The sequence below is a fragment of the Atlantibacter sp. MEI4A-1023 genome, assembly GCF_056155425.1.
In genome coordinates, this window is sequence record NZ_CM149568.1 from 2,093,214 (window position 1) to 2,116,970 (window position 23,757).

The window sequence follows — 23,757 nt, forward strand, 5'->3', positions numbered from 1 at the left end:
GAATAATTATAAATAACCGCAAACACACGCCGACGTAATTGCGGTGAATTAGTCTTTCTCTGCGGTTACCGCATTCACATAAAAGAGGAATGACTATGACAGTTTTAAATCACCCCACCTGTAAACTCTTCACCGATCCTTCACGTTTCACGCAACTTTGCGCCTGGTATGAGGAAGAGCGCCGTACCCTCTGGATGATGCTGCGGGCACAGCCGCGTCCGTGCTTTAACCATGCCCTGATCGAAGAGATTATGAATCTGGGCTATCTGGTGCAGAAAAGTGACTATAAAGTCGATTTCTGGGTGACCGGCTCTCTGGTTCCCGGTATCTACAACGCGGGCGGCGATTTGCACTTTTTTGTCGATTGCATTCGCAATGGACGACGTGAAGCGCTGCGCGCGTATGCTCGCGCCTGCGTGGATTGCGTACACGCGGCCTCAAGGGGGTTTGATACCGGCGCGATCAGCCTTGCAATGGTCGAAGGCAGCGCCTTAGGCGGCGGGTTTGAAGCGGCATTAGCGCACCATTTTGTGCTGGCGCAGCGCGACGCGCGGCTTGGGTTCCCCGAGGTTGCTTTTAATCTCTTCCCGGGCATGGGCGGCTATTCGCTGGTGGCTCGCCGGGCAGGAATGCGGCTCGCTGAAGATCTTATTTTTACCGGAGAATCGCATACCGCCGAGTGGCATCAGCAAAAGGGTCTGGTCGATGAATTGTTCGAGCCGGGACAGGGTTACATCGCTACCCGGACCTTTATTGATACGCTGCAACCCCGGCTTAACGGCGTGCGCGCTATGTTACGCGCCCGTCAGCGGGTGCTGAGGCTACCGCGCGCCGAGCTGATGGATATTACCGAGGACTGGGTCGAGGCGGCGTTCTGCCTGGAACCTAAGGATATCGCCTATATGGAGCGGCTGGTGCTGTTGCAAAACCGCCACACCACCAGCGCGTTACGCAAAGCCAGTTAACGCATCATTCTGGTTTGATAACGTTTGAGCCAGCGTTCGAGTGCGGCAGCGGGCATTGGCTTAGCAAATAAGAAACCTTGCCGTTCATTGACGCCGTTCTTTGTGAGAAAGGCGTCTTCTTTCGCATTTTCCACGCCCTCGGCAATCACCTGCAAATTCAACGCCTGCGCCACCGCCACAATCGCACGCACCAGCGACTGAGACACCGACTGCTTGTGCACATTGCTGACAAACGTCTGATCGAGCTTTATCGCATCAATGGGGAAGCGCGCCAGTTGCGACAATGACGAATAGCCTGTGCCAAAATCGTCCAGATGAATTTGCGCGCCCAGGCTGCTGAACTGCTGAATAACCGACAGCGCTAACTCCTCGTTTTCGATTAAACAGCTTTCAGTGAGTTCCACATCGATGGGGCAATATTCGAAATCCAGATCCGCCAGCGCCTGTTTTAAATCCGTAAAAATGGTTTGATCGGCGAGCTGGCGGGCAGAGACGTTGACGGCCACCCGCAGATTCAGGCCCTTGTCGCGCCATTTGGCGACCTGACGCACCACATCAAGCATCACCCAGCGCCCAAGCGGCACAATCAGCCCTGACTCTTCGGCATAAGCGATAAAATCCTGCGGCTGGATCATACCGCGCTCTGGCGATTGCCAGCGCACCAGCGCTTCGACACTGCGTACTTCGCCTCGCCAAGTGATTTTCGGTTGGTAGTGTATAACCAACTGATCGTTATCCAGCGCCTTACGCAGGTTGGTATCGAGCCATAAATATTCAAAAACCCGTTGGTTCATTTCGGGAGAAAACACGCAAAACTTGCCGCGGCCGCCTTCTTTCGCGGTATACATGGCGGTATCGGCGTTGCGGATCACGCTCTCATGGTCGAGCCCATGCTGGGGTGCCAGGGCGATGCCCAATGAACAGCTGGTATACACCTCGATAAGGCCGATGCGAAAGGGTTGTTTTAATCGGGTCAGAATGCGCGACGCCATCGCTTCCAGCGCGCTCTGGGACGTATCGTTGGCCAGCACGATAAACTCATCGCCGCCGAGACGCGCCAGCACCTGGCCTTCCTCCAGACAACTTAATATCGCCAGCGAAACCGACTGGAGAAGCTGATCGCCAAACAGATGCCCATAGGCGTCATTCACTTTTTTGAAGTTATCCAGATCCAGATACACCACGCCGACCTGTGTTTCGCCGCGCTGGGTAATGGCTTCGGTAATCAATTCATAAATGGCGTTGCGATTGGGTAAACCGGTGACGGTATCGGTATTGGCTAATACCCGTAAACGCTCCTGGGCGCGGCGCTCTTCGGTAATATCCGTACCAGAACAGATAAGGAAAATTTCATTTTTCCCACTGCCGCTGTGCACAAATTTATTGCGGAATAAAAATAAACGCTGCCCTTTACGGGTTTTAATCCAGCGCTCGACTTCATAGGAGCTGCCATCGCGGAAGAAAGTTGAGATATTTTGCCGTGACGCAGCGGCCTCAGACGGGCTCATAAATAATTTATACACGTTCTGGCCGATAACTTCGTGCTCTTTTAGCCCGGTATATTCCTCGCATAAGCGGTTAAAGCGCTGAATATTTCCCATCTTATCGAGAATGACGATCACCGAATTCGCTTCAGACACCACCTGCTCGGCGAACGAGAGGCCCTGGACTAAATCGCGGGCGACGGAAGGGGTATCATTCCAGGCGGACGCTGTTCCTCCCCATTCACGGCGAGAAATTTTTCGGCCCACTAAATGTAATGGCATGGTCACGCCAAAAAAAGAAACATTCAGGGTAACGCTTGACGTTATTACCGTCATTTCGCGTATTTGCAACGCCTCTTCCGGCGTCAGGCTAATAACCTGATTGCTGTCGCCATTTTCCGTTGCGGATAATTGCAATGCGTTACTATCCAGTGGCAGCCGCCAGTAAGGGCTGGCCGTTCCCAAATAGCGGTACAGCAAGTTTTGTTCCAGGTCATCTTTCATGGGTTCTCCTGAACACCTTTTTAAAATCGCAACCGCTGAATTTTATAGCTAAAATCAAGGGTTACTGGCAAGCAGGATTCGGATGTAAATATTTTGTTTTTACAGAAGTTAATTGATTTAACGTGGCAATGTGAAGTGTAGCACTATCTGCTTAGTTCATCGTTATTAATGAATAACAACGCTAAACGCTATTTTACCGGGAAATTTTGACGAGGACTGCGAGCAGAACCGATAATCCTGTTCTGCGTTGACCGTAAAAATCTGAAAGTACCCCCGGCGTTAACCGGGGAGAAAGACATTACGCTGCCGGACGAGCGATGACGCTACGGGTTTCCATGCGCACTTCAGCAATGGTCACATCGATCACATCAGTCACTTTGTAAGCCACTTCGCCTTTGATCTGCACGGTGCCGTTTTCCTGGCTGCACACCAGCTCATCGCGCACCGTATGCAGGAACGGCGCAGGGATAAACGCCACCGCGCCGTTATCCACCAGACGCACGCGCATACCGCCACGGCTGATATCGATAATTTCCGCCGCAAAACGCGTGTCCGTGCCGGCTTTATCCTTCAGGAAACGGGCATAGAGCCAGTCGCTAACGTCACGCTCCGCCATACGGTTGGCGCGGCGGCGTTCCGCCATCGGCGTCAGGACGTCATCTTGCGGGCGCTCTGCGGTTTCGCCTTTGATAATGGCTTTCAGCAGGCGATGGTTGATCATGTCGCCATACTTACGGATAGGCGATGTCCATGTAGCATAGGCTTCAAGGCCAAGACCAAAATGCGCCCCCGGCTCGGTGCTGATTTCAGCGAACGACTGGAAGCGACGAATGCGGCTATCCAGGAAGCCGGTCGGCTGCGCGTCTAATTCGCGGCGCAGTTTACAGAAACCTTCCAGCGTCAGAACGTCCTGAGCATCAACATGCATGCCGTGAGATTGCAGCAGGGCCGCCAGTTGCTCAGTATTCGCCGGGTCGAAACCCGCGTGCACGTTGTAAATGCCAAAGCCCAGCTTGTCGCGCAGCACGCGCGCGGCGCAGACGTTAGCGGCAATCATCGATTCTTCCACAATGCGGTTGGCGATACGGCGCGGCTCAGCCACGATATCCAGCACTTCGCCTTTTTCACCCAGCACAAAACGGTAGTCAGGACGATCTTTAAAGACCAATGCATGCTGGTGGCGCCACGCGTTACGGCGCTCGCAGACCTGTTGCAGCAAACGGATTTGTTGGGCAATCGCGTCGCTTTCCGGTTGCCATTCACCGCTGTTTTCCAGCCAGTCAGAGATATTGTCATAAGCCAGTTTGGCTTTTGATTCCACGGTTGCGGCGAAGAAATGGATCTCGTCGTCGATAGCGCCGTCCGGCTGGATCACCATGCGGCAGGCCAGCGCCGGACGCGCTTCATGGGCGCGTAGCGAGCAGAGATCGTCTGACAGTTCGCGCGGCAGCATCGGGATATTGAAGCCCGGCAGGTAGTTAGTGAACGCACGGATTTTCGCCATGCCGTCAAGCTTGCTGTTGGGCGCGATCCAGGCGGTAGGATCGGCAATCGCTACGGTCAGCGCCAGGCTGCCGTCTTCGCGTTGCTCGACGAACAGCGCATCATCCATATCTTCGGTGCTGGCACTGTCGATAGTGACGAAATCCAGCGCGGTAAGATCTTCGCGTACCAAGCCTTCGTCCAGCATTTCCGTCGCCACGCCGTTCGGCGCTTCACGTTCCAGATTATGGCGTGCCAGCGTTACCCACCACGGGGCGAAATGGTCGTCGCCAAAGGTAATGTACTGGGTGAGTTCCGCGTAGAAACCGCGATCGCCCTTCAACGGATGGCGGCGCATTTCTGCCACGGCCCAGTCACCGTTCTGGAAATCGTGTTCGACATCGCGGGCGGCGCGGCAGGAGATAACATCTTTGATCAATGGATGGTCCGGTACGATGGAAAGACGGTCATCTTTCTTTTGTACCCGGCCAACGAAACGGGTCAGGAAGGGTTCAATCAGCGTTTCTGGTTCCGCGCTTTCTTTCTCTTTTTCAGTGTGAATGACGGCGCTGATCCGGTCGCCGTGCATCACTTTTTTCATCTGCGGCGGCGGAATGAAATAGCTTTTTTGCGCGTCAACTTCGAGAAAACCAAATCCTTTTTCGGTGGCTTTTACCACGCCTTCGGCGCGTGGCGTTTGGGAATGCAGTTGCTGTTTAAGCTGCGCTAGCAGCGGGTTATCCTGAAACATATTTTCGCATTTTCGTGGCCAATTGAGCGGCTGACAGTTTTACGCGATTCCGGGGGTGTCAGCAAGCGCTCTTTGCCCTGAAATCACGCGATCGGGCGGTTTTAGCCGATATCGCCGAAACCCAATTTCAACCGATTGAGCCACCCGCAGAACCCCACCCATATTAGCAAACGCAACGCCTGGTGGGAGGATAATCCCTGTTCAATTAACGGCTGGAAATGCGCCTGGCTAAAGCGATCGGGTGCTCGGGTTAGCCATTGCGTCGCCTGAATAACTGCTCGCTCAGCTGGATGATGATGGCTCCAGGCATTCAGCGCCCGTTCACCGTTGCGCACCGCTTCCGGCAGGCTGGTATCGCTGCACCATATTTCGGCCGCATCGTTAAAGCAGGCCACGCTGCCGTTGATTCTGGCACTCACCAGCGCGGCAAGGTTGGCGGCATTGAGAATATCTTGTGCGGGCCGAAGTTCTGTACTTAGCTGCACAAAAGGCTCAACCGTCAGAGGATCCTGAATCAATAAACCCGCCAGCTCGCGCAACAGCGGCTGCCGGGCGCACTGAAGAAATCGCTCCTGAAGTTTATCGTTAGCCTGTGGTGTGTCGGACTGGGGTAAATCAGCGTGCCAGCTTGACGGGGTTTGATGGAACCGTTCGGCGGGCGCATCCTGCTGCATATCAAAACCGGGCAACCAGCGTACCGGTATCCCCATCGCAGCCTGAAACGCCGCAACAACCCGCGCCTGGAAACCAACAAAGCCGATAATGTGATTAAACGTGACGATATCTCCCGTCGACAGCCCGGCTTCGTCAAGTTGTTGGCGAAGATGACTATCGATTAGCGTCGGCTGGCTGGCGAGTTGGCGCGCGTACTGGGTAATGAGGGTTAAGCGGCGGTTGCTTTCGCGGGAGGAATCGGGGCCGGGTAGCGGCGTGAGGCGGGCAGCGTAGTGGTTACACAGCCGCTGTACGCCACACACCTGCGCCACCGTGAGCGCGGTGCTCAGGCGGTCATAACTGCTTAACGTATTAAGCCGGTCAGGCACAACGCGATCGGGGAAGAACAGGGCGCTAAGCTTGCGGGCGGTGGATAACCCTAACAGGTGCGGAGCCACCAGCTCGTCCTCCACCGTTAAATCCAGCAAAAACCGATCCTGCACATGGGCAGCTTCCGGTACGAGCGACACCACATCATCAGGAAGGCGGCTTGACTGAGTTTCATGATACCAGTGGTTACGACCGGTTTCGCGGCGGCGTTGTTCCATGAGCTTTCCTTGAAAAAAATGAAAGACCCGAAGCCCGATCGGCTTACCGGGCCTGGTTCGCAGCCTTATCCTGGCGTAAGGGCAACGGCCAACAAAAGATTGTTCAGTGATATTTAAGATCGGAAAGCTATAAACAGCGGGAGGGAAGGCGGGGCGCAGGTAATAAAAAGGCGGGCCGCAGCCCGCCTTAGCAATACGGAAATCTGGATTACTTGAGTTCCAGCTCGTTCATCGCGGCGATGCTGAACCCGCCATCCACGTGAACCACTTCACCGGTAATGCCGCCAGAGAGGTCGGAGCACAGGAATGCTGCGCTGTTGCCCACGTCTTCAATGGTGACGGTGCGACGAATCGGGGTAACCGCTTCGCAGTGCGCCAGCATTTTACGGAAATCTTTAATGCCAGAAGCCGCCAGCGTGCGGATCGGACCCGCAGAGATCGCGTTGACGCGAACGCCTTCAGGACCCATTGCATTCGCCATATAACGCACGTTGGCTTCCAGCGACGCTTTCGCCAGGCCCATGACGTTATAGTTCGGGATTGCGCGCTCTGCGCCGAGGTAGGACAGGGTCAGCAGGGCGGAACCTGGATTCAGCATCTCGCGGCAGGCTTTTGCCAGGGCAACAAAGCTGTAAGAGCTGATATCGTGAGCGATTTTAAAGCCTTCGCGGGTGACGGCATTGACATAGTCGCCATCCAGCTGGTCGCCCGGCGCGAAACCGATGGAATGCACAAAACCGTCGAACTTCGGCCATACTTTCGCCAGTTCCACGAACAGCGCGTCAATGCTGGCATCTTCAGCTACGTCGCACGGCAGCACAATGCTGGAGCCCAGTTGAGCGGCAAACTCTTCCACGCGGCCTTTCAGCTTGTCGTTTTGATAGGTGAACGCCAGTTCAGCCCCTTCGCGGTGCATCGCTTGCGCGATACCAAAGGCGATGGAAAGTTTGCTGGCGACGCCAGTCACCAGAATGCGCTTACCGGTAAGAAAACCCATAGCTTTTAATCCTTATCGTCGTTACTTATTCTGTTTTAAAATCATACGATTATGAGTCTAAAACCAAATTACATGCAATGCAGAATGAAATTATAGCCTTTTACAGGCATGAGTTGTCACGCCTTTTTGCTAAGACGGATGCGGCAGAAATCGTGCTAAGCCCTTCACCGCATCCATTGACGACAGAAATATACCATGCGGATAACGACGCACTGAATCCAACCTTTAAAGAAGCATCAGTATTTGAGCGGCAGATGCTTGATTTCACGTAGACGTCCCACTTCAATCACGATATAGCCGCCCGTTTTCAAATCTGAGAGAATTTTCATCACGCAGGTGCGGGAGAGATGCACTTTATCGCGAATGTAGCGCTCGACCGAAATGCTGTTTCTCAGGGATTCTGGTTCATTAATTAACTCAATGAGTTGCTTGCGGACCAGCTCATACGAAGTGGGCGCGCTGAGCTGGCCGCTGTAAAGATATAATTTGTTGGTCTGCACCATCATATGGCGGGCAAACATCTCCCATAACCCTCTGTCTTCGATGCGCTGAAGCACCTCTTCAAGGGGAAGGGTAGAAACTATTGCGGTGTCTTTAATCACCAGGTAGGCCTCGGAAACAGCAAGGCCCAGTACCGTTGGCGCGGTCAATCTCACCATAAGGATTTGGTCAGCGCTACGACGCAGTTCAATAATACCGCTTTCGAGTATATGACATACTCTGACGCCACCCTGTATGAAATCAAGTCTCGTGCCTCTTGCATAATGGCGCGATGGATAGGGTTTTAAAGAATCAATTAACTGTGCCGCATAAGGTGATGGATTATTTACCGCAGCTCTTAAACTATTCTCGCTCATCTACTCGTAATGCCTGTTATTTTCAGGTTTATCGTATGACTTGCACACCAAATGCTTAACGTGATCAAGCCCGGTTGTTATTGTTGATAAACTGTAAAGATGAATAATGGTTGCTTGTGTAAACAAATAAAAGCTTTATTGTGCCCATCCCGGCTAAACCCCCCTTGAGCACTGGTATCAGGATAGCATTTTTTACAAAATGGGAGGTTCATACTTACTACATGATTACTTTACAGAAAATAACTCAATAGACATATAACTATATGAAATAGCTGTCCCAAAAAAGACAGTGCATGATCTTTTATTCCGACACATTCAGAAAGGATAATTTTGTTCTGAAATGAACATTTATATTTTTAATGGTTATGCTTAAAATGGCAATTATTGATTGAATTAATTTTGAAAGGCATATGGGGAGGACTAAACAGTTAATGATAATTTTTCTCTTAATTAATATAAGAGGAACAGGCGTCCGTGGAGGTTTATCTTAAATAATCACACTGGATAATTAATGGGTTTGTGAAATATAACTTGCTAGCAGGCGGGTTGCCCCGCCCATTGTTCAGCGGTCTTTGCGCCAGGCGTCCGCCGTCAATGCCTCACCAAAATGGCTGGCGATTAACCGCTTAGTCAGATCGTGCAGCGGTGACGCCAGCACATCAGCAGTGCTGCCGCGCTCCACCACTTCGCCCTGGTGCATCACCATCACCAGATCGCTGATGTGCTTCATCATGCCGATATGCTGAGTCACATAGATATACGAAATCCCCTGTTTCTCCTGCAACTCCAGCATCAGGTTGATCAACTGGGAGCGCATCGACATATCCAGCGACGCCAGCGCTTCATCGGCGATAATCACCTTCGGGCGCAGGATCAGCGCGCGAGCCAGCCCGAGACGCTGTTTCTGGCCGGGTGCCAGCATATGGGGGTAGTAGCTGGCGTGATCCGGCAGCAACCCCACCATACGTAGCGTTTCCAGAATCTGCTTTTTACGCAGTTCCGGTTCCAGATCGGTATTCAACCGCAAGGGGAAATCGAGGATCTGCGAAACGCGCTGGCGCGGATTAAGCGACGTCGAGGGGTCCTGGAAAATCATACGGATACGCTGGCTACGGAATGAATAATCACCGTAGTGCAGCTTATGATCGTCAATCAACAGTTCCCCGCTGGTGGGTTCCACCATGCCGGCCAGCATTTTAGCCAGGGTAGATTTCCCCGAACCGTTTTCGCCAATAATCGCCAGCGTCTGCTTTTCCCGCAGGGTAAAGCTTAACGGCTTAACGGCTTCCACGGTCTGGCGGTGAAACCAGCCGGTGCGATAGCGAAAGGTTTTGCTGAGATTGCGGACTTCTAATAGCGTCTCGACCACTTCACTCTTTCTCCATGTTTAGCGGGAAATGGCAGGCGAAAAGATGCCCTCTCGGGCCGGCAAGACGCGGCGTTTCGACGCATTTGCGCTGGGCATAGGGGCAGCGCGGCCCCAGACGGCAGCCAATCGGCAGGTGTTCCAACAACGGGATCGCGCCCTGGAGTGTATTCAACCGGCTTTTATGCGGCATGGCGCTGCCAAAATCGGGAATAGCGCGGATCAGCGCCTGGGTATAAGGATGATGCGGCATGGTGATCAGCTCTTCGCTTGGTGCGGTTTCCACCGTCTGGCCGCAGTACATCACGTTAATCCGGTCAGCCCACTGGCTGAGCATCTGCAAATCATGGCTGATCAGCAGAATGGTGGTGTTGTTATTCTGGTTAAGCCGGGTCAACAAACGGAAAATCTGCGCCTGAGTCGTCGGTTCCATGGCATTGGTCGGCTCATCGGCAATCAGTAAACGCGGCTGATTGGCCAGCGCGATGGCGATCATGACTTTCTGGCACTCCCCGTCGGTAAGCTCATACGGGAAGCTGTTCATCGCATCTTTGTGATCTTTAATCCCCACCCGGTGCAACAGCTCAATAGCGCGCTGTTTACGCCAGCCAAAGCGCTGCCACCAGCGGCCTTTCCAGGTCCAGGCGGGAATGTTTTGCATCAGCTGGCGGCCAACTTTTTCTGAAGGATCCAGACATGACTGCGGCTCCTGAAAAATCATCGACACGTTATGGCCCACCAGACGGCGTCGTTCACGCGCGGACAGGCGCAGCAGGTCGATATCATCAAAGCGCATACGGTCGGCGGTAACGCGCCAGTTGTCTTTGGTCACGCCGCAAATCGCTTTAGCGATGAGACTTTTGCCTGAACCCGATTCGCCCACCAGCCCACGGATCTCCCCCTCAGCCAGCGTCATACTGACCCGGTCCACGGCTTTCACCCACTCTTCACCGGCTTTAAATTCAATGGTGAGATTACGGATATCAAGTAACGGCATTATTCCACTCCCGCATTAATGGCGCGTCGGATACCTTCGCCAAGCAGGTTGATCAGCAACACGCTGACCATAATGGCGGCACCGGGCAGCATCACCGTCCACGGCGCAACATAAATTAATTCTAGCGCATCCCCCAGCATCGCTCCCCACTCGGGCGAAGGCAGCTGCGCGCCGAGATCGAGAAATCCGAGCGCCGCAATATCCAGCACCGCCATCGACAGGGCGCGCGTCACTTCGCTGACGAACACCGAGGCCGTGTTGGGTAGTACGGCGAACCAGAGAATATTCAGGGTAGAGGCGCCGTCAAGGCGGGCCGCCACGACGTACTCTTTTTCCAGTTCATCGTGCACCATGCTGTATACCGAACGCACAATGCGCGGTAACAGCGCCAGCCACACCGCGAACATCGCATGGGTCAACCCTGGCCCGGCAAACGCGACCACGATAATTGCCAGCAGCAGGGAAGGGATCGACAGCAGCGTATCCAGAATATGGTTAAGCAACGCCGAACGCAGCCCGTGGGTTGATCCGGCGATCACGCCTAACACTAAACCCACGACCGCCGCGCCCAGCGTCACCACGAACGCGCCGCCTACGGTCGGGGCGGCGCCGCTCAGCAGGCGGCTTAATACATCGCGGCCTAAATCGTCGGTGCCTAAAAAGAATGACACTTCACCATAGCGCGACCATGACGGCGGCAGCAGCTGGTAGCCGAGAAACTGCTGGTTGATGTCATAGGGGGAAAACAGCGAGCCAAAGACGCATAGCAGCACCAGCCCGGCGCAACCATAAAGGCCAACCATTGCCATGGTATCGCCGTAGAATTTGAACCATACCGTGCGTAACGCTCCCGGCGGTCGCTTTTCGCTGTAAACATTATCGTAGGGCATACCATTCCTTATGCTTCAGCGGGTTCGCCATGGCCCCGAGAATATCCGACAGCACGTTAACCGCAATCACCAGTGCGCCAATGACCATGACCCCGGCGGAAATCGCCGCATAATCCTGCTGGCGGATGGCGTTAATCAACCAGCGGCCCAGGCCAGGCCAGCTAAACACCATCTCAGTAATCATCGCCAGCGTCAGCATGGTGGAAAATTGCAGTCCCAGGCGGGGGATCACCGGAGGGAGGGCGTTATGCAGCACATGGCGGCGCAAAATCGTTAGCCGCGACAGGCCGCGTGTGGCAGCCGCTTTGACATAGTTCTGATCGAACACCTCAATGGTACTGATGCGCATCAGACGGATCACTTCGGTGGTCGGTGCCACCGCCAGCGTCAGTACCGGTAGCACCATATGGCGCGCGGCGCTGATAATCATCTCATCGCGCCACGGCGAATCGGAAAGCCAGGCATCAATCAGGGCGAAACCGGTCACCTGTTTGACTTCATACAGCAGATCGAACCGGCCAGACACCGGCAGCCAGCCGAGGGTGAGCGAGAAAAACAGCGTCAGCAGCAGGGCCAACCAGAATACCGGAATAGACAGGCCCACCAATGCCAGCCCGCTGATAAACGTGTCCTGCCATTTATTGCGCAAAATCCCGGCCAGCATTCCAACCGGAATACCAATCAGCAACGCAAAGCCAAACGCCAGAATGCACAGTTCCATAGTGGCCGGGAATACTTCCCGCAACTGGGCAGTGATGGGCTGACCGTTGATGCTGGATACGCCAAAATCCCAATGCAGTACGCCGTCAAACCAGAACCACCACGCATTCCACAACGATGCGCCTTGTAGCGGGGCATGCGGGGTAAAATAGCTCAGGCAGAAGCCGACGATACTCAAAAATAGCAGCGTTACCAGCAACAGCAGTAAACGACGCAGAGTAAAAATAATCATGGCGCTTTCACCTCCGCCTCGTCCCGGGAGACCCCGGCGAATGACGCGTTGCCGAACGGGCTCAAGACCAGCCCTTTGATATCATAACGGGATGCCTGTAAGCGCAGAGACGACGCCAGCGGCAGCACCGGCAACTCTTTTGCCAGCATCCGCTGGGCTTCGTCGTAGGCTTCGATGCGCGATGCTAACTGCTGTGATGACAGCGCTTTTTGCAGCACCTCGTCGAACTCACGGTTGCACCAGTGCGCCACGTTGCTTTGGGAGCGAATTGCCGCACAGCTCAGCAACGGACGGAAAAAACTGTCCGGGTCGTTACTGTCGGTGGCCCAGCCCGCGAGCGTGAGATCGTGATTCATATCCATCAGCCGTGCTTCCTGGAAACGCCCCTCAACAGGCACGATCACCACCGTCACGCCCACTTGCGCTAAATCGGCCTGAATCAGTTCGGCGGTTTTCAGCGGGCTGGGGTTCCAGGCCTGAGAACTGGTCGGCACCCACAGTTGCAGGGTTAAATTCTCTACGCCCAGCGCCTCAAGCTGCGCTTTGGCTCTGGCGGGATCGTATTCGGTGATTTTCGCATCATTGTCATAAGCCCATGATGCGCGTGGCAAAATTGAGGCGGCGGTTTCGGCGGTGCCGTAATAAATCGACTGCATCAGGCGTTGGTTATTAATCGCCAGCGCCAGCGCGTGGCGTACCGCCGGATTATTCAGTGGCGCTTTATTGGTGTTGAACCCCAGATAGGCGATGTTCATACCAGGGCGCAGCGTCAGGCGCAAACGCGGATCGTCACGCAAGATGGAAAGCTGGCTGGCGGCAGGCCAGGCCAGCACATCGCATTCGCCAGTCAGCAATTTGGATAAACGCCCAGTGCCGCCGGAGCCCAAATCGATAACCACTTGCGGCATTAACGGCTTGCCGCGCCAGAAATTATCGTGGCGTGCCAGGCGAATAAATTGCCCGGCGCGGTACTCGCTCAGTTTAAACGGGCCGGTGCCAACCGGTTCGCGGTCCAGCATCTCCTGGCGATCGGCTTTGGTCAGATTCGCCGCGTATTCTGCTGACATTACCGACGCGTAATGGGTTGCCAGATGCCACAAAAACGAGGCGTCCGGCTGGGCGAGACGAAACTCAATGCTGTATTCACCCGTTTTGCGTACGCTTTTAACGGTATCGGCAAATTGCAGGCTATCGAAATAGGGATAATTCGCGCCATTGACGCTGTGCCACGGATTATTGCGATCGAAAATACGCTGGAAGCTAAACACCACATCATCGGCATTGAGGGGGCGGGTCGGCGTAAACCAGGCGGTAGTCTGGAAATGCACGTTGCGGCGCAGGTGGAAGCGATAGGTTGCGCCATTGTCCAGCACTTCCCAACTGTCTGCCAGCTCGGAAACCAGCCGGTAAGTGTAAGGGTCGACGTCCAGCAGGCGGTCGTAGAGTTGCGCCGCCAGGGTATCAACGGTGAGACCGCTGCCCGCTTTTTGCGGATTAAAGGTGTTCACTTGCCCGCTGACGCAATAAACAAACCCACTCTGGCGAATATCGGCAAGGGGTTTTGGGGCAGGGGCCGCATGGGCGTACCCGCCAGAAATGCCGAGCGCCATAATCAGGGAAGACAAAAATACGCGCATAAGTTTTTGAGTTATTTTGACCAATAGTCAAAGTGTATCGCACTTGGACGGACCAGGGAAAAATCTCTGCGCCAGTTGGCGCAAAAGCCATCACTGGGCGGCAATCTCATGCTTTTTCAACAGGGCGCGTAACTGATGATAGGTGACGCCCAAAAGCTGCGCGGCACGTTTCTGGTTATATTTCGCCTGGGCGAGGCTGGTTTCTACCAGCGTTTTTTCGCTTTGCTGCTGCCAGTGGCGTAAATCGAGCGGCAGGGCGGGTAATCCGTTGTCATTGGCTTCGGTTTTTAGCACCGTCGGGCGTGAAAAGGGGTCGAGAATAATGGTATCTACCGGCGTATCGCTGCTGCCGTGGCGATAAATCGACCGCTCCACCACGTTTTTCAGTTCACGGATATTACCCGGCCAGCCGTATTCCAGTAGGGTTTGTTCGGCATCGGGGGTAAAACCGGGGAACAGCAGCCAGCCGAGTTCCCGGCACATCTGGATGGCAAATTGTTCCGCCAGCAGCATGATGTCGCTGCGCCGCTCGCGCAGCGGCGGGAGCTGCACCACGTCAAACGCCAGCCGGTCGAGCAGGTCGGCGCGGAATTTTCCTTCTTCCACTAAATCCGGCAGGCTGGCATTGGTAGCGCACACCAGACGCACATTGACCTGCAACGGCTGGCTGCCTCCCACGCGTTCCAGTTCGCCGTACTCAATGACTCTGAGCAGTTTTTCCTGCACCATCATCGGTGCAGTGGCCAGTTCATCAAGAAACAGCGTCCCGCCGTCGGCCCGTTCAAAACGACCGGGATGGCGCTTCTGCGCACCGGTAAACGCGCCCGCTTCATGGCCGAACAGCTCGGAATCGAGCAGATTTTCATTCAACGCCGCGCAGTTCAGGGAAATAAACGGCCCCTGCCAGCGGCGTGATAAAAAGTGAATGCGGCTGGCAATCAGTTCTTTACCGGTCCCGCGCTCGCCAATCACCAGTACCGGCTTATCCAGCGGTGCCAGCCGCGACACTTGCTCCAGCACTTCAAGAAAGCTATTCGCCTCGCCAATCAAATTATCTTTGTAATCTGCCATGATGAAATTGACCACTTGTTGGTGGATATGACTACTATTGAAGATAACACACCAAGCGATAAAAGGCGTAAAATCTGTAAAAACAGCAAGTTAAAAAAGTGGCACGATGTTTGTATTAGTTAAAGCGAAATCGAGCAGGGCGCATAACGCCCGGATAATCAAAGAGGATTGAGTTATGGGTATTTTTTCTCGTTTTGCCGACATCGTGAACGCCAACATCAACTCCCTGCTGGAAAAAGCAGAGGACCCGCAAAAGCTGGTGCGTCTGATGATTCAGGAAATGGAAGACACCTTAGTTGAAGTGCGTTCCACCTCCGCGCGTGCGCTGGCTGAAAAGAAACAGCTGAGCCGTCGCATTGAGCAGGCTACCGCGCAGCAGGCCGAATGGCAGGAAAAAGCCGAACTGGCGCTGCGTAAAGATAAAGACGATTTAGCCCGTGCGGCGTTGATCGAAAAACAAAAGCTGACCGACCTGATTACGGTACTGACCGACGAAGCCACCCAGGTTGATGAAACCCTGGCACGTATGAAAACCGAAATCGGCGAGCTGGAGAACAAGCTCCAGGAAACCCGCGCTCGCCAGCAGGCGTTGACGCTGCGCCACCAGGCGGCATCGTCTTCCCGCGATGTGCGTCGCCAGCTCGACAGCGGCAAAATTGATGAAGCGATGGCGCGTTTTGAATCTTTTGAGCGCCGTATCGATCACATGGAAGCAGAAGCTGAAAGCCAGCGTTTTGGCAAACAAAAAAATCTCGATCAGCAGTTTGCCGATCTCAAAGCGGACGATGAAATCAGCGCTCAACTGGCTGCGCTTAAAGCCAAAGTACAGCGCGATGTTGAATAAAAACTTTGCTGCGGCGACATGACGCGCCGCAGCGCTTTTACTGTCAAGGAGTACACATGAGCGCACTTTTTCTCGCTATACCGCTAACCATTTTCGTGCTGTTCGTCGCGCCAATCTGGCTGTGGCTGCATTACAGCAACCGCAGTTCGCGCAGCGAGTTAACGCAAAGCGAACAGCAGCGCCTGGCGCAATTGACCGAAGAAGCTCGCCGGATGCGCGAACGCATCCAGTCGCTGGAGCAGATTCTGGATGCTGAACACCCCAACTGGAGAAATGACTAATGACCCCTTCTTTTGGAAATCGCAAGCTGTGGCGTATTCCCCAGCAGGGCATGGTTAAAGGGGTTTGCGCGGGCGTCGCGCAGTATCTCGACGTGCCGGTTAAGCTGGTGCGCCTGATCGTGGTGCTGTCGATGTTTTTCGGTCTGTTCTTTTTTACCCTGGTGGCGTATATCGCCCTGACATTTATTCTCGACCCGATGCCGGAAGGCGCGGAGCAGGGCGAAGGCGCGCCGCGCAGCGGTGATTTGCTGAACGACGCCGATGCCCAACTGGCTGAATCCGAGCAGCGTTTACGCGCAATGGAGCGTTATGTCACTTCCGACACATTCACCTTGCGCAGCCGTTTTCGCCAGCTTTAACCCTTAACTGGAGAGCGAATGAAACAAACCCGTTGGCAGCAGGCTTCTGTGAAAGCGCGTCCCGGCCTGAAACTAGCCGGTAAACTGATCATACTCGGCGCATTGCGTTACGGGCCTGCGGGCGTAGCAGGCTGGGCGGTAAAGTCGGTTGCGCGCCGGCCGGTAAAAATGCTGTTGGCATTCGCCCTCGAACCGCTGTTAAAACGCCTGGCGACCAAATTGTCGCGCAATATCAAACCCTAATTCACAAAAATCGCATCGCCAGGGCACAACGGGGACGTGCCTGTCGGATAAATCATCCCCATAATATCCTTATCTGTACGCTTGTTCGAAAACAGGATGACGATGAAGCGAATCAAAACTGAATTCAATGCACTGGTCAACCGGGGCGTCGATCGCCATTTACGGTTGGCCGTCACTGGCCTGAGCCGCAGCGGCAAAACGGCTTTTATCACTGCGATGGTGAATCAACTGTTAAACCTTCATGCTGGGGCGCGTCTGCCGCTGTTGAATGCGGTGCGCGAAGAGCGGCTGCTGGGCGTGAAGCGCGTGCCGCAACGCGATTTGGGCGTGGCGCGTTTTACCTACGATGAAGGGCTGGCGCAACTGTACGGCGAGCCGCCGGACTGGCCGACGCCAACCCGCGGCGTCAGCGAAATGCGCCTCGCGCTGCGTTACCGCTCAAATGAATCCCTGCTGCGCCATTTCAAAGATACCTCAACCTTGTATCTGGAAATCGTCGATTATCCCGGCGAATGGCTGCTGGATTTACCAATGCTGGCTCAGGATTACCTGAGCTGGTCGCGGCAGATGACCGGTCTGCTCAAGGGCGATCGTGAAAAATGGTCTCAACAGTGGCGTAAGTTGTGCCACGGGCTTGACCCGCTGGCCCCCGCCGATGAAAACCGCCTTGCGGCAATTGCCGAAGCCTGGACTGACTATCTGCACACCTGTAAACGCGAAGGGCTGCACTTTATCCAGCCGGGGCGTTTTGTGCTGCCCGGTGATATGGCGGGCGCGCCCGCGTTGCAATTTTTCCCCTGGCCGGACGTGGATGGCATCGGCGAATCGCGCCTCGCCCAGGCGGACAAATCCACCAACGCCGGGATGCTACGCGAACGCTATCGCTACTACTGCGAAAAAGTGGTCAAAGGTTTTTATAAAGACCATTTCCTGCGTTTTGACCGCCAGATTGTGTTGGTGGACTGCCTGCAACCGCTTAACAGCGGGCCGCAGGCGTTTAACGATATGCGCCTTGCGCTGACGCAACTGATGCAAAGCTTTCACTACGGCCAGCGCACGCTGTTCCGCCGCCTGTTCTCCCCGGTGATTGATAAACTGCTGTTTGCCGCCACCAAAGCCGACCACATTACCGCCGATCAGCACGCCAATATGGTATCGCTGCTGCAGCAGCTGGTGCAGGACGCCTGGCAAAACGCGGCGTTTGAAGGCATCAGCATGGACTGCCTCGGGCTGGCGTCGGTGCAGGCCACGCAAAGCGGGCTGGTGGAGGTGAAGGGGGAAAAAATCCCGGCGTTACGCGGTCACCGATTAAGCGATGGCGTACCGCTCACGGTCTATCCCGGCGAAGTTCCGGCGCGCCTGCCGGGTAACGCCTTCTGGGAAAACCAGGGATTTCAGTTTGAGCAGTTCCGCCCGCAGCAGATGACGGTGGATACGCCACTGCCGCATATCCGGCTGGATGCGGCGCTGGAGTTTTTAATAGGAGATAAATTGCGATGAGCGAGCCGTTAAAACCGCGAATCGATTTCGCCGAGCCGTTACAGGCAGAGCAGGAGCCACAGATTAAAAGCGCCCAGGCATTCAGCGAGCCGGAAGCGGAACGGTTTACCCCCGCGTTAACCACCGAGCTGGAGCCAGAAAACGGCCAGGCCGAAGCGGTGGTGCAAGCCGCGCTGCGTCCTAAGCGCAGCCTGTGGCGGCGTATGGTCACCGCCGGGCTGGCGCTGTTCGGCGTTAGCGTGGTGGCGCAAGGCGTACAGTGGACGATGACCGCCTGGCATAATCAGGACTGGATCGCCGTGGGCGGGCTGGCGGCGGGTGGGCTGATTGTCGCAGCGGGAGTGGGTGCAGTGGGCACCGAATGGCGGCGTTTGCACCGTTTGCGCGAACGCGCCACCGAACGCGACGAAGCGCGGGAACTGCTCACCAGCCACGGCATGGGCAAAGGTCGGGCGTTCTGCGAGAAGCTGGCGCGCCAGGCGGGGCTAGACCAGGGTCATCCAGCGTTACAGCGCTGGTACGCCGCTATCCATGAAACCCATAACGACCGGGAGATTGTCGAGCTTTACGCCCATCTGGTGCAGCCGGTACTGGATAGCCAGGCGCGGCGTGAGATCAGCCGTTCGGCGGCAGAATCTACGCTGATGATCGCCGTCAGCCCGCTGGCGCTGGTGGATATGGCGTTTATCGCCTGGCGGAATTTGCGCCTGATTAACCGCATTGCCGCGCTGTATGGCATTGAGCTGGGTTATTTCAGCCGCATCCGGCTGTTCCGGCTGGTGCTGCTGAATATCGCCTTCGCCGGAGCCAGCGAAATGGTGCGCGAAATTGGCTTGGACTGGATGTCTCAGGATCTGGCGGCGCGGCTGTCTGCCCGTGCGGCGCAGGGCATTGGCGCAGGGCTGCTGACGGCGCGTCTCGGCATCAAGGCGATGGAGCTGTGCCGCCCGCTGCCGTGGCTTGATGATAAGCCGCGCCTCGGCGATTTCCGCCGCCAGTTGCTGACCCAGGTTAAAGAGACTCTGCAAAAGAAACCGCGCGAAAACTAACCCTTCGGCGCTGTGAACGTTTAACTTTACGGCGCAGCGCCCAATTTTCCGCCATACTGTCAATGATTGTTGACAGACATCTTCCTGGTGAAGGTTATCTTGAGTATCATCGCCCCGTCATTGGCCCTTAAGCATGAAGGTTACCCCCATGCGTCTGGAAGTATTTTGCGAAGACCGTATCGGTCTTACCCGAGAATTACTGGATTTACTGGTGCTGCGCAGCATTGACCTGCGCGGAATCGAAATTGACCCTATCGGGCGTATCTACCTCAACTTTTCCACCCTCGATTTTGATTCCTTCAGTAGCCTGATGGCGGAAATCCGCCGTATCTCAGGCGTGACCGATGTGCGCACCGTGCCGTGGATGCCGTCGGAGCGCGAGAACCGTGCCCTGGCGGCCCTGCTGGAAGCATTGCCGGAAGCGGTGTTATCGCTGGATTTAAAAAGCAAAGTGGAACGGGCTAACCCTGCCAGCTGCGCGCTGTTCGCCATGAGCGAAGCGAAGCTGCGCAACCATAACGCCAGCGCGCTGATTAACAGCTTCAACTTCCAGCGCTGGCTGGATAGCGACCCGGTGGAATCGCATTCCGAGCATGTGATCATCAGCGGCCAGAATTTCCTGATGGAAATCACCCCGGTGCATCTGGAAGAGGACAAAGGCGTTAACATGCTGATTGGCGCGGTAGTGATGCTGCGCTCCACGGTGCGTATGGGCCGCCAGTTGCAAAACCTGTCGAGCCTGGATGCCAGCGCGTTTAGCCAGATCGTCGCGGTCAGCCCGCGCATGCGCCAGGTGGTAGAGCAGGCGCGTAAATTCGCGATGCTGAATGCGCCGCTACTGATTGTCGGCGACACCGGCACCGGTAAAGATCAATTAGCGCGCGCCTGCCATCAGGCCAGCCCGCGCGCCGAGAAACCCTATCTGGCGCTCAACTGCGGCTCTATCCCGGAAGACGTGGTGGAAAGCGAACTGTTCGGCCATGCGCCGGGCGCGTACGCCAACGCCCAGGAAGGTAAAAAAGGCTTCTTCGAGCAGGCTAACGGCGGCTCAGTGCTGCTGGATGAGATCGGCGAAATGTCGCCGCGCATGCAAACCAAACTGCTGCGCTTCTTAAATGACGGCACCTTCCGGCGTGTCGGCGAGGAGCATGAAGTGCATGTGGATGTGCGGGTGATTTGCGCGACCCAGAAAAACCTGGTGGAGATGGTGCAAAAGGGCACGTTCCGTGAGGATCTCTACTATCGCCTTAACGTGCTGACCCTGAACCTGCCGCCGCTGCGCGATCGTCCTCAGGATATCATGCCGCTGACTGAGCTGTTTGTGGCGCGTTTTGCCGATGAACAGGGCGTGGCGCGTCCGAAGCTGTCCAGCGATCTAAGCAATATGCTGACCCGCTACGGCTGGCCGGGCAACGTGCGCCAGTTGAAAAACGCCGTATACCGGGCGCTGACCCAGTTGGAAGGCTATGAACTGCGCGCTCAGGATATTTTGCTGCCGGACTTTGACGCCGGTACATTGCCGGTCGGCGAAGAGGCGATGGACGGTTCGCTGGATGAGATCACCCGGCGCTTCGAGCGTTCGGTATTGAATCAGCTTTATCGCACCTATCCCAGCACCCGTAAGCTGGCGAAGCGCCTGGGCGTGTCGCATACCGCGATTGCTAATAAGCTGCGTGAATATGGATTAAGCCAGAAGAAGGGCGAAGAGTAGCGGTTGTCAGGCGAAGAACAAGGGGGCTTAACGCCCCCTTTTGTTATTTCAGTGCTTCCAGAGCGGCGTCGTAGTTCGGCTCGTGGGTGATTTCATTCACCAGTTCGCTGAATACCACTTCGTCTTGCTCGTTGATAACAACCACTGCGCGAGCGGTCAGGCCCTTCAGCGCGCCTTCTTCAATGCCCACGCCGTAATCCTGCTGGAACTGCGGGTTGCGCAAAGTAGACAGGGTGATGACGTTGCTCAGGCCTTCCGCGCCGCAGAAGCGCGACTGGGCGAACGGCAGGTCAGCGGAGATGCATAGCACCACGGTGTTGTCCACGCTGGTCGCCAGCTGGTTGAATTTACGCACTGACGCAGCGCACACGCCGGTATCAATGCTCGGGAAAATATTCAGGACCTTACGTTTGCCGGCGAATTGGCCAAGCGTAACGTCAGACAGATCTTTTGCCACCAGGCTGAAGGGCTGTGCTTTGCTTCCTTGCGCCGGGATCTGACCGACTACGGATACCGGATTGCCCTGAAAATGAACGATTTGTGACATAGTTATCTTCCTGTTTACATATAGTTAACGTCGCCGACAGTGTATGCCATCATTCAACAGATGAATATAAAAAACTGAGTCGGCGTAAGCTAAATTCGCTCGCTATAATGAGGCAAACCATTGGAGAGGCTAATGAAATGCGCAGCGTAAAGGTCTATCAGGAATCCTGGCCCCTGCATTCGCCGTTCGTTATTTCGCGCGGGACGCGCAATGAAGCGGTGGTGGTAGTAGTAGAAATCGAGCAGGACGGCGTTAAAGGCGTCGGGGAGTGTACCCCGTATCCGCGCTACGGCGAGAGCGTCGAGTCGGTGATGGCGCAAATCATGACCGTGGTAGAACCGCTGGAAGCCGGCGCCAGTCGCGACGCGCTTCAGACGCTATTACCCGCTGGTGCGGCGCGCAACGCCCTGGACTGTGCGCTATGGGATCTCGAGGCGCGCCGCGAAGGGAAACCGCTCAGCGGCCTGCTGGGCGTCACACTGCCGGAGTTCGTACTCACTGCGCAGACCGTCAGCATCGGCACCCCGGAGCAGATGGCGAGTTCGGCGGCGGTGCTGTGGGACAAGGGTGCGCGGCTGCTTAAAATCAAGCTCGATGACCGGCTGATTACCGAGCGCATGGTGGCGATCCGCACCGCCGTGCCGGACGCCATACTGATTGTCGATGCCAATGAATCCTGGTCCCACGATGGCCTGGCGGCGCGCTGCCAGCTCCTGGCGGATTTAGGCGTGGCGATGCTGGAGCAGCCGCTACCTGCGGCCCAGGACAGCCAACTGGAAAACTTTATCCATCCGCTGCCGATATGCGCCGATGAAAGCTGCCATACCCGCGACTCCCTTGCCGGTCTGGCGCGGCGCTATGAGATGGTCAATATCAAACTGGATAAAACCGGCGGCCTGACCGAAGCGCTACTGTTAAGCGACGCAGCGCGGGAGCAGGGCTTTGAGGTGATGCTCGGCTGTATGCTGTGTACTTCACGGGCCATCAGCGCCGCCTTGCCGTTAAGCGTTCAGGCGCGTTTCGCCGATCTGGATGGCCCCACGTGGCTGGCGGTGGACGTGGAGCCAGCGCTTAACTTTTCAACCGGCGCGATTCACCTGTAAGGCTGCCAGTGAAGCAGCGCCGTCATGGCGTCCAGATAGCGCTCGCTGGCTTCATCGGCGGAAATGGGCGGGAATTCGGCGGTGATGCAGGGCAAATTAATGTCCGCGCACCAGCTGCCGAAGGAACCCGGCGTGTCATAGCCGACGCTGGTAACCAGCGGCAAACCGAACGCCTGCGCCAGCCACTGCCCGAGGGCGCTGCTGCGCGGATCTTCAATACAGGCCAGCGGATCGTGGAACGAGACTACCCAGCGCGGCGCAATCTGGTGAATTAACTGGCACAGCGCCACGGTTTCCGGTTCTGAACCGGGTTTATCCCCAGTGGACAACACCACGTCGCGCTTATCCGCTGCGCTGTTCCAGCGATATACCGTCTCGCCTGCTTTCCAGTTTGCCGCCGGGAAATTCCGGTTTAAATCCACGCCGTGCGCATTGGCCCGCAGGCCAAGCTGGCAGCCATCTGGATTGACCGCCAGCACCACGTGATGCTGGCGGTGCGTTGGCTCAAGGGCGCGTAACGCGCAGGAGAGCGCCACCATCGCGGCATTTTCATCACCGTGGGTGCCAGCGAGGATCAATCCGGCATTTTCACTGGCTTCCGGTGCCGGGAACCACAGCAGCGGCGCGCCTAATACGCTTTTTCCATAGCGTTCCGCACCGGGTGGAAAATGGCCGCGCTGCGAACGAGGGCGTAACGTCGTCATAGGTCTCATTCCTTGAAGTGATGATGAGATGAGTGTTGAGCAAAAGCGCCGGGAAATCAACTGCCTGCGGCTGTCCACATTTCTGAGGATAAATTACCCCCGGCGTTTGCATTTCAATACATCAAAACAAATAATAAACGCCAATTAATAATCAGCTGGCCCGCCTGAAAAGACGCGTCGGTATCGTTGAGTTTAGGGGGT

At 55.7% G+C, this 23,757-nt stretch carries 22 protein-coding genes; 9 read left to right on the forward strand and 13 right to left on the reverse strand.

Annotation, left to right across the window (positions count from 1 at the left end; all coding sequences use genetic code 11):
* Window positions 1–95: 95 nt before the first annotated feature.
* On the forward strand, window positions 96–965 hold the full coding sequence (locus tag ACVV26_RS10155) for a crotonase/enoyl-CoA hydratase family protein (protein ID WP_474801317.1): 870 nt from the start codon (window positions 96–98) through the stop codon (window positions 963–965).
* On the opposite strand, the gene pdeR is transcribed toward ACVV26_RS10155, so the two are convergent.
* From pdeR to pspF, 11 genes are all read right to left on the reverse strand, one after another.
* Window positions 962–2,953, reverse strand: coding sequence for a cyclic di-GMP phosphodiesterase (gene pdeR / locus ACVV26_RS10160; RefSeq protein ID WP_474801318.1), 1,992 nt, complete (start codon window positions 2,951–2,953; stop codon window positions 962–964). The two genes, ACVV26_RS10155 and pdeR, sit on opposite strands and share 4 nt — an antisense overlap.
* A 298-nt stretch (window positions 2,954–3,251) precedes the next feature.
* Complete coding sequence (locus tag ACVV26_RS10165) at window positions 3,252–5,186, reverse strand: exoribonuclease II (protein ID WP_474801319.1); 1,935 nt, start codon at window positions 5,184–5,186, stop codon at window positions 3,252–3,254.
* 101 nt (window positions 5,187–5,287) lie between these two features.
* Window positions 5,288–6,448, reverse strand: a complete 1,161-nt coding sequence (locus tag ACVV26_RS10170) for a carboxymuconolactone decarboxylase family protein (RefSeq protein WP_474801320.1) — start codon at window positions 6,446–6,448, stop codon at window positions 5,288–5,290.
* 208 nt (window positions 6,449–6,656) lie between these two features.
* Window positions 6,657–7,445, reverse strand: a complete 789-nt coding sequence (gene fabI, locus ACVV26_RS10175; RefSeq protein ID WP_474801321.1) for an enoyl-ACP reductase FabI — start codon at window positions 7,443–7,445, stop codon at window positions 6,657–6,659.
* A gap of 236 nt (window positions 7,446–7,681) precedes the next feature.
* Window positions 7,682–8,302, reverse strand: coding sequence for a helix-turn-helix domain-containing protein (locus ACVV26_RS10180; protein ID WP_474801322.1), 621 nt, complete (start codon window positions 8,300–8,302; stop codon window positions 7,682–7,684).
* Between the two features lie 562 nt (window positions 8,303–8,864).
* Window positions 8,865–9,671: a peptide ABC transporter ATP-binding protein SapF gene (gene sapF, locus ACVV26_RS10185; RefSeq protein WP_312978986.1), complete on the reverse strand. Its 807-nt coding sequence runs from the start codon at window positions 9,669–9,671 to the stop codon at window positions 8,865–8,867.
* A gap of 1 nt (window position 9,672) precedes the next feature.
* A complete protein-coding gene (sapD, locus tag ACVV26_RS10190; protein ID WP_474801323.1) occupies window positions 9,673–10,665 on the reverse strand; it encodes a putrescine export ABC transporter ATP-binding protein SapD in 993 nt (330 codons plus the stop codon).
* A complete protein-coding gene (gene sapC / locus ACVV26_RS10195; RefSeq protein WP_474801324.1) occupies window positions 10,665–11,555 on the reverse strand; it encodes a putrescine export ABC transporter permease SapC in 891 nt (296 codons plus the stop codon). Before sapC ends, sapD begins: the two co-directional genes overlap by 1 nt.
* Complete coding sequence (gene sapB / locus ACVV26_RS10200; protein ID WP_312978993.1) at window positions 11,542–12,507, reverse strand: putrescine export ABC transporter permease SapB; 966 nt, start codon at window positions 12,505–12,507, stop codon at window positions 11,542–11,544. Before sapB ends, sapC begins: the two co-directional genes overlap by 14 nt.
* Window positions 12,504–14,144 (reverse strand): ABC transporter substrate-binding protein SapA, encoded by a 1,641-nt coding sequence (gene sapA / locus ACVV26_RS10205; RefSeq protein ID WP_474801325.1) that lies wholly within the window; start codon window positions 14,142–14,144, stop codon window positions 12,504–12,506. The genes sapB and sapA overlap by 4 nt, the downstream gene beginning before the upstream one ends.
* 90 nt (window positions 14,145–14,234) lie before the next feature.
* On the reverse strand, window positions 14,235–15,230 hold the full coding sequence (gene pspF / locus ACVV26_RS10210) for a phage shock protein operon transcriptional activator (RefSeq protein WP_474801326.1): 996 nt from the start codon (window positions 15,228–15,230) through the stop codon (window positions 14,235–14,237).
* Between the two features lie 160 nt (window positions 15,231–15,390).
* On the opposite strand from pspF, the gene pspA reads away from it, so the two are divergent.
* The 7 genes from pspA (at window position 15,391) to tyrR (ending at window position 21,202) form a co-directional block, all read left to right on the forward strand.
* On the forward strand, window positions 15,391–16,059 hold the full coding sequence (pspA, locus tag ACVV26_RS10215; protein ID WP_125294388.1) for a phage shock protein PspA: 669 nt from the start codon (window positions 15,391–15,393) through the stop codon (window positions 16,057–16,059).
* 56 nt (window positions 16,060–16,115) lie between these two features.
* Complete coding sequence (gene pspB / locus ACVV26_RS10220) at window positions 16,116–16,340, forward strand: envelope stress response membrane protein PspB (protein ID WP_125294389.1); 225 nt, start codon at window positions 16,116–16,118, stop codon at window positions 16,338–16,340.
* On the forward strand, window positions 16,340–16,699 hold the full coding sequence (pspC, locus tag ACVV26_RS10225; RefSeq protein WP_474801327.1) for an envelope stress response membrane protein PspC: 360 nt from the start codon (window positions 16,340–16,342) through the stop codon (window positions 16,697–16,699). The genes pspB and pspC overlap by 1 nt, the downstream gene beginning before the upstream one ends.
* Before the next feature lie 18 nt (window positions 16,700–16,717).
* Window positions 16,718–16,942: a phage shock protein PspD gene (gene pspD, locus ACVV26_RS10230; protein WP_312979015.1), complete on the forward strand. Its 225-nt coding sequence runs from the start codon at window positions 16,718–16,720 to the stop codon at window positions 16,940–16,942.
* Window positions 16,943–17,044: 102 nt separating this feature from the next.
* Window positions 17,045–18,442, forward strand: a complete 1,398-nt coding sequence (locus ACVV26_RS10235; protein ID WP_474801328.1) for a YcjX family GTP-binding protein — start codon at window positions 17,045–17,047, stop codon at window positions 18,440–18,442.
* On the forward strand, window positions 18,439–19,491 hold the full coding sequence (locus ACVV26_RS10240; protein WP_474801329.1) for a TIGR01620 family protein: 1,053 nt from the start codon (window positions 18,439–18,441) through the stop codon (window positions 19,489–19,491). Before ACVV26_RS10235 ends, ACVV26_RS10240 begins: the two co-directional genes overlap by 4 nt.
* A gap of 148 nt (window positions 19,492–19,639) precedes the next feature.
* Complete coding sequence (gene tyrR, locus ACVV26_RS10245; RefSeq protein WP_474801331.1) at window positions 19,640–21,202, forward strand: transcriptional regulator TyrR; 1,563 nt, start codon at window positions 19,640–19,642, stop codon at window positions 21,200–21,202.
* A 43-nt stretch (window positions 21,203–21,245) separates the two neighbouring features.
* On the opposite strand, the gene tpx is transcribed toward tyrR, so the two are convergent.
* Entirely contained in the window at window positions 21,246–21,749 is a 504-nt protein-coding gene (gene tpx, locus ACVV26_RS10250; protein WP_161658871.1) for a thiol peroxidase, read from the reverse strand.
* Between the two features lie 137 nt (window positions 21,750–21,886).
* Here tpx and ycjG point away from each other — a divergent pair, with 137 nt between their 5' ends.
* Window positions 21,887–22,852: an L-Ala-D/L-Glu epimerase gene (ycjG, locus tag ACVV26_RS10255; protein ID WP_474801332.1), complete on the forward strand. Its 966-nt coding sequence runs from the start codon at window positions 21,887–21,889 to the stop codon at window positions 22,850–22,852.
* Here the strand turns inward: ycjG and mpaA are convergent.
* Entirely contained in the window at window positions 22,843–23,556 is a 714-nt protein-coding gene (gene mpaA, locus ACVV26_RS10260) for a murein tripeptide amidase MpaA (protein ID WP_474801334.1), read from the reverse strand. The genes ycjG and mpaA overlap by 10 nt on opposite strands.
* Window positions 23,557–23,757: the final 201 nt, after the last annotated feature.

Excerpts from the sequence above, each read along its gene's own strand:
- ACVV26_RS10155 (WP_474801317.1), top strand. The coding sequence starts at position 96 with ATGACAGTTTTAAATCACCCCACCTGTAAACTCTTCACCGATCCTTCA.
- pdeR (WP_474801318.1), bottom strand. The coding sequence starts at position 2,953 with ATGAAAGATGACCTGGAACAAAACTTGCTGTACCGCTATTTGGGAACG.
- ACVV26_RS10165 (WP_474801319.1), bottom strand. The coding sequence starts at position 5,186 with ATGTTTCAGGATAACCCGCTGCTAGCGCAGCTTAAACAGCAACTGCAT.
- ACVV26_RS10170 (WP_474801320.1), bottom strand. The coding sequence starts at position 6,448 with ATGGAACAACGCCGCCGCGAAACCGGTCGTAACCACTGGTATCATGAA.
- fabI (WP_474801321.1), bottom strand. The coding sequence starts at position 7,445 with ATGGGTTTTCTTACCGGTAAGCGCATTCTGGTGACTGGCGTCGCCAGC.
- ACVV26_RS10180 (WP_474801322.1), bottom strand. The coding sequence starts at position 8,302 with ATGAGCGAGAATAGTTTAAGAGCTGCGGTAAATAATCCATCACCTTAT.
- sapD (WP_474801323.1), bottom strand. The coding sequence starts at position 10,665 with ATGCCGTTACTTGATATCCGTAATCTCACCATTGAATTTAAAGCCGGT.
- sapC (WP_474801324.1), bottom strand. The coding sequence starts at position 11,555 with ATGCCCTACGATAATGTTTACAGCGAAAAGCGACCGCCGGGAGCGTTA.
- sapB (WP_312978993.1), bottom strand. The coding sequence starts at position 12,507 with ATGATTATTTTTACTCTGCGTCGTTTACTGCTGTTGCTGGTAACGCTG.
- sapA (WP_474801325.1), bottom strand. The coding sequence starts at position 14,144 with ATGCGCGTATTTTTGTCTTCCCTGATTATGGCGCTCGGCATTTCTGGC.
- pspA (WP_125294388.1), top strand. The coding sequence starts at position 15,391 with ATGGGTATTTTTTCTCGTTTTGCCGACATCGTGAACGCCAACATCAAC.
- pspB (WP_125294389.1), top strand. The coding sequence starts at position 16,116 with ATGAGCGCACTTTTTCTCGCTATACCGCTAACCATTTTCGTGCTGTTC.
- pspC (WP_474801327.1), top strand. The coding sequence starts at position 16,340 with ATGACCCCTTCTTTTGGAAATCGCAAGCTGTGGCGTATTCCCCAGCAG.
- pspD (WP_312979015.1), top strand. The coding sequence starts at position 16,718 with ATGAAACAAACCCGTTGGCAGCAGGCTTCTGTGAAAGCGCGTCCCGGC.
- ACVV26_RS10235 (WP_474801328.1), top strand. The coding sequence starts at position 17,045 with ATGAAGCGAATCAAAACTGAATTCAATGCACTGGTCAACCGGGGCGTC.
- ACVV26_RS10240 (WP_474801329.1), top strand. The coding sequence starts at position 18,439 with ATGAGCGAGCCGTTAAAACCGCGAATCGATTTCGCCGAGCCGTTACAG.
- tyrR (WP_474801331.1), top strand. The coding sequence starts at position 19,640 with ATGCGTCTGGAAGTATTTTGCGAAGACCGTATCGGTCTTACCCGAGAA.
- tpx (WP_161658871.1), bottom strand. The coding sequence starts at position 21,749 with ATGTCACAAATCGTTCATTTTCAGGGCAATCCGGTATCCGTAGTCGGT.
- ycjG (WP_474801332.1), top strand. The coding sequence starts at position 21,887 with ATGCGCAGCGTAAAGGTCTATCAGGAATCCTGGCCCCTGCATTCGCCG.
- mpaA (WP_474801334.1), bottom strand. The coding sequence starts at position 23,556 with ATGACGACGTTACGCCCTCGTTCGCAGCGCGGCCATTTTCCACCCGGT.